Genomic DNA, 8,913 nt, shown 5'->3' with positions numbered 1-8,913 from the left:
ACCGTCTCGGCCCGTAACTCATCCGCCAGCTGCCGCAACTGCTCCGGCGAGAAATTCCGCAGGTCCGCAGGCACGCGAACCCGGTCCAGCAACGGCGTCTCAGGCACGGAGCTCATGACGGTTTCCTCGGAACATCCGTACGGCGGCATGGGCATCGACGGCTGGGCACTGGGCCCGCCGGACGGCCGTGCCGCACCGGATCATGTGGGTTGCAACTGCGGCAGGACGTCGTGCCTGGCCTTCACGACATCCGCCTCGAAATCGATCTCGATCCAGGGCAGGGCGGTCACCTCCACGGCGTTGAACCGGGCGGGATGCGCCAGGATCAGATCGCGGATGGCTTCCTCATACTCTAGATTCGTCCGGCCCGCATTCACATGGGCCACGCAACAGTCGGCCAGCGCGGCGGCCATGGCGCCGGAGAAGCGAAAGAAGCCGACGGACTCGCCGTGCCAGTCATGGGCATGTTCCGGCTTCTTCCGGAAATCGACGATCTGATCGTCCTTGATGCAGATCTTCACGGGCTCATCGCCCGGCTCGATGTCGCGGTCCAGCAGCAGGATGTTCTCGCCCGGCGCGTCGATCAGCGGCCTGATCATGCGATGGTCGTAGAGCACGTCACCATCCATCAGCAGCACCGGCCGGCCCGCGCGCAGGCGCTCCGCCTGCACTGCAAGGGACACAAGGCTGCCCTCGCGATAACGGGGGTTCTCGATGAAGCGCACCCGGTTGGACCAGCCGAGCCGTTCGACCTCGTCCTCGATCATCTCGCGCATGAAGCCGACGGTGATGCTCACCGACTCCACGCCGTTGCGGGCGAGCGCCGCCAAATGCCGCGCGAGAAGGGTCTGTCCGCCGAATTCCAGCAGGATTTTCGGATGTGGATCCGTTGCGCCGAGCCGCCGCCCCACCCCTGCCGCCAGGATGATCGCGGACGAAGGGGTTTCATCAGAAGGCAAGAAGGAAATCCTGATATTGGTCTCCAGGTTCCATGACGTTAAGATGACTGCCTGGGTCTGGCAAGTTCAGTTGCCCTCTATGTCCTGAACTTGCCCTGTCCGGAACCTGTCCGGCATGGAAGGAACTGCCTTGAGCAACGCCAGTGTATCGGCCTCGCGGCCCGGAAAATCCGGCTCTGCGTCCGGGGAAACACGCTTTGCTGCATTGCGGCGCGAGATCATGTCACCCACGCTCTCCTTCCTGATGGAGGCGCATGACGGCCTTTCCGCCAAGATTGTCGAAGAGGCGGGCTTCCGCGGCATCTGGGCCTCGGGCCTGACCACTTCCGCCGCACTTGGATTGCGTGACAGCAATGAGGCGTCCTGGACCCAGGTGCTGGACGTCCTGGAATACATGGCGGATGCCACCACCCTGCCGATCCTGGTGGATGGCGACACCGGCCACGGCAACTTCAACAATGTCCGCCGTTTCGTCCGGAAGCTTTGCGAGCGCGGCATCGCCGGCGTCTGCATCGAGGACAAGCTTTTCCCGAAGACCAACTCCTTCCTCGGCGAGGCGCAGCCTCTGGCCGATGTTGACGAGTTCTGCGGGCGTATCAAGGCAGGCAAGGACAGCCAGACCGACGATGATTTCGTCCTCGTCGCGCGAGTCGAGGCGCTGATCTCCGGCCACAGCATGGAGGAGGCGCTGCGCCGCGCCGAGGCCTATCACCAGGCCGGCGCCGATGCGATCCTGATCCATTCCAAGAAGTCGACGGCGGACGAAATCTTCGCCTTCGCCGAGCGCTGGGGCAACCGTGCGCCGGTCGTGATCGTGCCGACCATGTATTACTCGACTCCGACGGATCTGTACCGTCAGGCCGGCATCTCCACCATCATCTGGGCGAACCACCTGCTGCGTTCCTCGATGGCTGCCATGCGCGAAACGGCGGCCCGCATCCATGAGGACGAGTCCCTCGTCCGCGTGGAGGGCAGCGTCGCAACGGTGAAGGACATCTTCCGCCTGATGGGCAATGCGGAGCTGGAAGAGGCGGAGAAGCGCTATCTTCCGGCCAAGCCCGCTGCCGGCGCCATCATATTGGCGGCATCCGGCGGCGAGCTGGGCGGCCATACCCAGGGCCAGCCGAAATGCATGGTCGATATCCGCGGCCAATCGCTGCTGCAGCGCCTGGTCGGCACGCTGCGGGAGAGCGGCGTGCGCGACGTGACCGTGGTGCGCGGCGCCCATAAGGAAGCTGTGGCCATGCAGGGCGTGCGCATGGTGGACAATGACCGCTTCGCTGCCAGCGGTGAGGCCGCGTCGCTGGCCTGCGCGCGCGACCTGATCCGTGGCGAAACCGTCATCGCCTATGGCGATGTGCTGTTCCGCCGCTACATCCTGGACAGCCTGCTGACCAGCAGCGCGGATGTGGTGGTGGCGGTGGATACGCTGGCCGCCTCCCATCCGCATCCCGGCAAGCGCGACCTCGTCACCGCCGACCACGGCTTTTCCGGCGACTACCTCGATGACCGCCCCGCCCATCTCCTGCGCGCGGCGAGTGACATCCCCGCCGCTGAGGTGAGCGGCGAGTGGATGGGTCTCGTCCGCTTCACCGCCCGTGGCGCGGAGTGGCTGCGCGAGGAGATCGCGGCAATGGAGGCGGAGGGTGTGCTGGAGACAGCGGATATGCCGACACTCCTCACCCGCCTCGCCGCGAAGCACCCGGTGCGCGTGAAGTACTTTACCGGCCATTGGCTGGATGTGGACACGCTCACGGACCTCGCAGAAGCGCGCAACTTCACCTAAATCAGAACCATGATCACGGCGGATGACTTTATCACCGAGGCCGGCCGCGCCGGCTTCGACTTCTACACGGGCGTGCCCTGTAGCTTTCTGACGCCGCTGATCAACGGCGTGCTCTCCTCGCCCTCGCTGGCCTATGTCGGTGCGGCGAGCGAGGGGGAGGCGGTGGCGATCGCCTCCGGCGCCTGGCTCGCGGGGCGGCAGACCGTCGTGATGTGCCAGAACTCGGGGCTGGGGAATGCGGTGAACCCGCTCACCTCCCTGAACCACCCTTTCCGCATCCCGACCCTGTTCCTGACGACCTGGCGCGGCGAGCCCGGTATCCCGGACGAGCCGCAGCACGAGATCATGGGACAGATCACCCAGGACTTGATCTCGCTGATGCGGCTGGAACAGGCCCCGTTCCCTCAGGCAAGGCAGGCGCTGGCCCCGGCGCTGAGCCATGCCGTGGAGCGGATGGAGGCAACAGGCCTGCCCTATGCCTTCGTCGTCAAGAAGGACGACGTGGCCGACACGCCGCTGGACCAGGCACCCCGCGCCCTGCCGGCGCCGGGGCAGCGCGCCCATTTTCCGGGTGATGGCCCGCGCCCCAGCCGCGCCGCGGTGCTGGAGCGCTTCCTGGCCATCGTGCCGGATGAGGCCGGGGTCATCGCCACCACGGGCAAGTGCGGGCGCGAGCTCTTTACTCTCGCCGACCGGCCTCAGCACCTCTACCAGGTCGGTTCCATGGGCGGGGCCAGCGGCATGGGTCTCGGCGTGGCGCTGAACAGCCAGCGCCCCGTGGTGGTGCTGGATGGCGACGGCGCGGCGCTGATGAAGCTCGGCACCTTCGCCACCGTCGGCGCTTATGCGCCCGCGAACCTTGTGCATGTTCTGCTGGACAATGGCGTTCACGACTCCACCGGTGGGCAGGCGACCGTCTCCGCCTCCGTGGATTTCGCCGCCATCGCCCTGGCCTGCGGCTACCGCTACGCCGCCTCCGCTGAGAGCCTGGACGGGTTCGAAAGCGCCTTCCGGGCGGCCCTCGCCACCGGTGGCCCGGCCATGATCCACTTGCGTATTGCGCCTGGCTCCATGGCCAAGCTCGGCCGCCCGACGGTCAAACCCGCCGATGTCGCCCGCCGCTTCCGGGACTTCCTGGCCCGGCCGGTCAAGGAGCCCATATCGGCGTGATCTGGACCACTGCGGTCAGCCTGGCTGTCGGGCTGGCCATCGCCGTCGCGCTCGTCGCCGCCCATGATCCCGGTCAGATCCTGCATCTGCTGCTGGACACAGGGTGGTGGATGGCGGCGGTCATCGTCCTCAATGTCGCGCAGATCGTTGCATCCGGCCTCGCCTGGGGCCCGGTAATCGACGACCCGCACCGCCCGGGACCCCTGGGCCTGACCTTTCTGCGCTGGGTCCGCGTCTCTACCAACGCACTGCTGCCGATCGTGCAGGCCATGGGGGAGTTGATCCGGGCCCAGCTTCTCGTTCGCCGCGGTGTTGCCAAGGTGACGGTGATTGCGAGCCTCGCCGCCGATCTCGGCACGGAGATGGCCTCGCAGATCGTCTTCTCCCTACTGGGCCTCGCCGTGCTCCTCCTCCTTCCGCATGAGGCGGGAGCTTCAGCCACGCACTGGGCCGTGGTTGGCACGATCCTCGGGGCGGCCCTGACCGGATCTTTTATCGCCGCCCAGCGCTGGGGCCTGTTCAAGCTGGTCGAGCGCATGCTGCCCGGCCTTGCCGCGAAGGTCGGCTGGACCTCGCTCGGCGAGCTTTCCGGGCTGCATGAGACGGTGGTGCGACTCTACCGCCAACCCGGCCGTCTCTGGCATAGCGGCCTCTGGCACTTCGCGTCCTGGCTGATCGGCGTGCTGGAGACCTGGGCCGCGCTCCAGGCCCTGGGCGTGGAGGCCGGGTTAGGCGAGGCGCTGGTGATCGAGAGCCTGGGACAGGCCGTGCGCAGCGCAGGCTTCTTCATCCCCGGCGCGCTGGGCGTGCAGGAAGGCGGCTATGTGCTGATCTGCGCCCTGTTCGGCATTCCGCCCGACCGGGCCATAGCCCTGGTGCTGATCCGGCGAATTCGCGACATCATCCTGGGTGTGCCGGGCGTGATTGCCTGGCGCTGGAGCGTCGCCGCGCGCCGTACCGCGGCGGCCTGAGCCATCATCCTGGGGTGGGGAGCCCGACATGACCGACAGCCCGATCCTTCTGACCCCCGGCCCCCTGACCACGGCCATCGAGACCCGCCGCGCCATGATGCGGGACTGGGGCTCGCGAGATCCCGCCTTTATCGCGCTGACCGCCGAGCTGCGGCAGCGCCTGCTGGGCGTCGTGGATGGGGAGGGAACCCATGTGGCCGTCCCCCTCCAGGGTTCAGGCACCTTCATCGTCGAGGCCGCGATCGCCACCCTGGTCGGCCCCACCGATAAGCTGCTGGTCCTGATCAACGGCGCCTATGGCGACCGGATGGTCACCATCGCCAGGCGTATGGGCCGTGCCGTCGAGGCCCTGCGCTGGCCGGAGGACCAGCCCGTGGACCCGGCGAAGGTGGCGGAGGCGCTGCGCGCCGACTCTTCCATCACCCATGTCGCCCTGGTTCATTGCGAGACGACCACGGGCATCCTGAACCCGTTGAAGCAGGTCGCCGCCGTGGTGGCCGAGGCCGGGCGCGCCTTCCTGCTGGACGCGATGAGCAGCTTCGGCGCCATCGGGATCGACCTCCGCGCTATTCCCGTCACGGCGGTTCTTGCCTCGTCCAATAAAGGGCTGGAGGGCGTGCCTGGCATCGGCTTCGCGCTGATCCGGCCCGAGGCCCTGGAGAAGGCGGCCGGAAACAGCCCTTCTCTCAGCTTCGACCTGCACGCCCAGTGGAAAGGCTTCGAGAAGGACGGCCAGTGGCGCTTCACCCCGCCTGTGCAGGTGGTCGCTGCCCTGGTCGAGGCGCTGCGTCTACTGGAGGCAGAGGGCGGGCCGGCCGCTCGCCTCCGCCGATACCAGGATAACTTCGACGCGCTCTGGGCCGGGATGCGCCGCCTGGGCTTCTCGCTGTTCCTGGACGAGGCCGTGCAGGCGCCGATTATTGCCACCTTCCATCTGCCCGCCGGCCTGGCCTTCCGCCCCTTCTATGACGCGCTGGCCGAGCAGGGCTTCCTGATCTACCCGGGCAAGCTGACCCAGGCCGAGACCTTCCGCATCGGCTGCATCGGCGCGCTTGACCGGCGCGATTTCGAGCGGCTGCTGGAAGCCGTGGGTGCGACGCTCAGGACGCTGGAAGCGGCCTGAGCCCGCCTGTCAGGCCCGCGCCCGCCGCGCCCCCGTCAGCCCGAGCCAGAGGGCCGCGAGCGGCGTGATCACGGCGGCCGCCCAGAGCATCGGGACCGCGGCGCCGATCCAGATCAGCACGGGGACAAGGACCAGGAGGTCATCCGGGTCGATCAGGACGCCGCGGGCCATCTCATAGCCACGCAGATTGCCGATCTGCAGGATGTGGAGCTGCCAGAAGAGCGTCCCGACCGCGCCGCCGGCCACCACGCCCAGCAATGGGCCAAGCAGGCCCAGATTGGCCATCTGCCCGATACCGATGCCGATGAAGGCAATGATGTTGGAAAAGCAGTCGCTGGCCAGGTCATAGCGGTGCCCGGCGGGGCTGGACTGGCCGGTCTGCCGGGCCAGCTCGCCATCCGCCCGGTCCAGCAGCATGGACAGCAGGAAGATGGCGCCGCCGATTGCCTGCCAGGTTCCGGCATCGGCGCCGAGGGCCACCGCCGCCGCGATACCGCTGATCAGCCGGACCGTGGTGATCTGGTTGGGGGTGACGCCGGTCGGCGCGATGGCCCGCACGGCCGGCCGGACGATGCGGTGGATGACGGTGTTGGCGCTCAAGGCAGGTCTCGGTTCAGGCGGCGGCGGGCCGCGGCGTCCGCATGAAGCGGCGGGCGATACGGATGAAGAAGGGCACGGTGGTCGGGCGCACCAGCCGGGGGTCGTAGCCGGCCAGGCGCCGGTCGTTCTCGGCCAGGCAGATGTCGATCAGCTCCGCGGCACTCATGCTGATCCCGATGGAATCGGACGACGCCGTGAAATTCGTCTGCTTCGAGGAGCCACCGAGGTCGCGCGCCAGCACCAGCCGGTCCCAGATCAGCACGGCCCAGACCGCGGCGGTCTTGGCCAGGAAATAGGGCTTGCGCCACCAGGGCTGCTGCTTGCGCGCCCAGGCTGCCCAGTTCTGGAAGAAGAGGATGTGGCGGCTCTCCTCCTGGATCACGGGCTCGAAGGTGTCCACGAGGTCCGGCGGGAAGAAGCCGGAGCGGCGCGCGGCTTCGAACAGGCCGAAGGCGAAGAAGCTGTCGATGCACTCGCTATAGCCGGTGCGCATCCAGCCCCATTCCACATCCTTGAAGCCCGTATATTCCGGCTCCGGCTCCAGAACCACGCCATAGGCCTCGACGAGGTTGGACAGCACCTTCTTGTGCCGCGCCTCCTCATCGCCATCCATGACCAGCGCCTCATGCAGAAGCGGATCCTTGACGGTGCGGGCATAGTCATAGACGCGGAGCGAGGCCCGGCCCTCCGTCTGCACCGCGATGTCCCAGATGGGCAGGCTGGTCAGGCGCGCATGGGCTTCCGGGTCCAGCTTAGGCCAGTCCAGCACCCGCGGCTTGTAGGGATTGTGGGTTTCCAGCAGCATCCGCGCGAACATGACCATGTGGTCCCGGCTGCCGATCCGCACGGGGCCGGGCTTGTCGAAGGTCCAGTGGCGTGCGGTGTGATCGGCGGCGGCGACCTTGGAACTGTCGAACTGCGGGGTCTCGGCCGTACTGGAGGACATTATCGGGAACCTCGATGAACTGGCCGGCGGGTTCATCGCCGGGGCCGGATTAATGACGTGCCCACCGGAAAGAGCAACCCGGCCGGACTCCGCTGCCCCGTCACCCGCCCGACACAGGACTGCCCGCGCGACTGTGGCCGGAATGCCGCGCTCGCCGGCCATCATCGGGGAACGCCATGTCAAAATGCGTCATTCGCCTTACCATTGGATGAAAGGAGGAATCCCGGATGCGGAGATTCGATAGCCGGACCGGCTTTCAGCCTTTCGCCCGCTTGGTTCCCCCGTCCTTCTCCCTGGCCGGACCCCTCCCTCTGGTCGGCTGGCGCGCCCGCCCAGTCCCGCCCGGCACCGGGCGCCGAGGGCCGGCGCGAGAACATGGAGTTTAGGCCTGCATGAGGGTCCTTCTGGCCCAGCCCCGGGGCTTCTGCGCGGGTGTCGTCCGGGCGATCGAAATTGTCGAGCGTTCCCTGGAGAAGTTCGGTTCCCCCGTCTATGTGCGCCACGAGATCGTGCATAACCGCCATGTGGTCGAGAAGCTGAAGGCCAAGGGCGCCATCTTCGTGGAGGAACTCTCGGAAATCCCGGACGGCGCGGTCACGATCTTCAGCGCCCATGGCGTCGCCCAATCGGTGATCGACGAGGCCGCGGCCCGCGGCCTGCCGGTGCTGGACGCGACTTGCCCGCTGGTCGCGAAGGTCCATACCCAGGGCAAGCGTTACGCGGCCCGGGGACGGAGGCTGATCCTGGTCGGCCATGCCGGCCACCCGGAGGTGGAGGGCACGATCGGGCAGATCGATGCCCCCGTGCACCTCGTCTCCTCCGCCGAGGATGTGGCGCACCTGGACATTCCGGCGGACGCCCCTGTCGCCTATGTGACCCAGACCACATTAAGCGTTGACGACACGAGGGGCGTGATCGCGGCCCTGGAGGCCCGGTTCACCGACCTGGAGGGGCCGGAGGTTTCCGACATTTGCTACGCCACCCAGCATCGCCAGGCGGCCGTGCGGGATCTCTGCGCCGTGGTGGACCTGCTGCTGGTGGTCGGCAGCCGCAACAGCTCCAACTCCAACCGCCTGCGGGAGATCGGGCTTGAACAGGGCCTGCCGAGCTACCTCATTGCCGATGGCAGCGAGCTCGACCCGAGCTGGCTGGCCGGGGTGGAGACGGTCGGGCTGACCGCCGGCGCCTCGGCTCCTGAGGAGCTCGTCCTGGACGTCATGGAAGCCCTGCGTCGGCATGGGAACCTCGAGGTTGCGCCCATGCCCGGCATCCAGGAAAATATCGAGTTCCGCCTACCCAATGAATTGCGGACGCCGTCGCCTGCGACGCTCGTCCACCCAGCCGAATAGAGGAGCGCA

At 67.5% G+C, this 8,913-nt stretch carries 9 protein-coding genes; 5 read left to right on the top strand and 4 right to left on the bottom strand.

From position 1 onward, the window contains the following. Positions 1-200: 200 nt before the first annotated feature. Both ACO1BU_RS26430 and ACO1BU_RS26425 read right to left on the bottom strand, forming a co-directional pair. Positions 201-959: a phosphocholine cytidylyltransferase family protein gene (locus tag ACO1BU_RS26430; protein ID WP_424138964.1), complete on the bottom strand. Its 759-nt coding sequence runs from the start codon at positions 957-959 to the stop codon at positions 201-203. Positions 960-1,025: 66 nt separating this feature from the next. Further along, positions 1,026-1,190, bottom strand: coding sequence for a hypothetical protein (locus ACO1BU_RS26425; protein WP_424138963.1), 165 nt, complete (start codon positions 1,188-1,190; stop codon positions 1,026-1,028). Here ACO1BU_RS26425 and aepX point away from each other — a divergent pair. From aepX to ACO1BU_RS26405, 4 genes are read left to right on the top strand one after another with little or no spacing between them, the layout of a single operon-like run. Continuing rightward, complete coding sequence (gene aepX, locus ACO1BU_RS26420) at positions 1,180-2,745, top strand: phosphoenolpyruvate mutase (RefSeq protein ID WP_424138962.1); 1,566 nt, start codon at positions 1,180-1,182, stop codon at positions 2,743-2,745. The two genes, ACO1BU_RS26425 and aepX, sit on opposite strands and share 11 nt — an antisense overlap. 9 nt (positions 2,746-2,754) lie before the next feature. Then, entirely contained in the window at positions 2,755-3,915 is a 1,161-nt protein-coding gene (aepY, locus tag ACO1BU_RS26415; protein ID WP_424138961.1) for a phosphonopyruvate decarboxylase, read from the top strand. Further along, positions 3,912-4,886 (top strand): lysylphosphatidylglycerol synthase domain-containing protein, encoded by a 975-nt coding sequence (locus ACO1BU_RS26410; protein ID WP_424138960.1) that lies wholly within the window; start codon positions 3,912-3,914, stop codon positions 4,884-4,886. Before aepY ends, ACO1BU_RS26410 begins: the two co-directional genes overlap by 4 nt. 28 nt (positions 4,887-4,914) lie before the next feature. Next, positions 4,915-6,009: a 2-aminoethylphosphonate--pyruvate transaminase gene (locus tag ACO1BU_RS26405; RefSeq protein ID WP_424138959.1), complete on the top strand. Its 1,095-nt coding sequence runs from the start codon at positions 4,915-4,917 to the stop codon at positions 6,007-6,009. 9 nt (positions 6,010-6,018) lie between these two features. On the opposite strand, the gene ACO1BU_RS26400 is transcribed toward ACO1BU_RS26405, so the two are convergent. Both ACO1BU_RS26400 and ACO1BU_RS26395 read right to left on the bottom strand, forming a co-directional pair. Continuing rightward, the gene (locus ACO1BU_RS26400; RefSeq protein WP_424138958.1) at positions 6,019-6,609 is read right to left on the bottom strand and encodes a CDP-alcohol phosphatidyltransferase family protein; all 591 of its coding nucleotides are present in this window, start codon (positions 6,607-6,609) and stop codon (positions 6,019-6,021) included. 13 nt (positions 6,610-6,622) lie between these two features. Further along, a complete protein-coding gene (locus ACO1BU_RS26395) occupies positions 6,623-7,555 on the bottom strand; it encodes a ferritin-like domain-containing protein (protein ID WP_424138957.1) in 933 nt (310 codons plus the stop codon). 392 nt (positions 7,556-7,947) lie between these two features. Here ACO1BU_RS26395 and ispH point away from each other — a divergent pair, with 392 nt between their 5' ends. Then, positions 7,948-8,904, top strand: a complete 957-nt coding sequence (gene ispH / locus ACO1BU_RS26390) for a 4-hydroxy-3-methylbut-2-enyl diphosphate reductase (protein WP_424138956.1) — start codon at positions 7,948-7,950, stop codon at positions 8,902-8,904. Positions 8,905-8,913: the final 9 nt, after the last annotated feature.

It is taken from the genome of Roseomonas chloroacetimidivorans, from assembly GCF_049629625.1.
GTDB classification, from domain to species: Bacteria; Pseudomonadota; Alphaproteobacteria; order Acetobacterales; family Acetobacteraceae; genus Roseomonas; species Roseomonas chloroacetimidivorans.
This window is presented reverse-complemented; position numbering and strand designations above follow the sequence as displayed.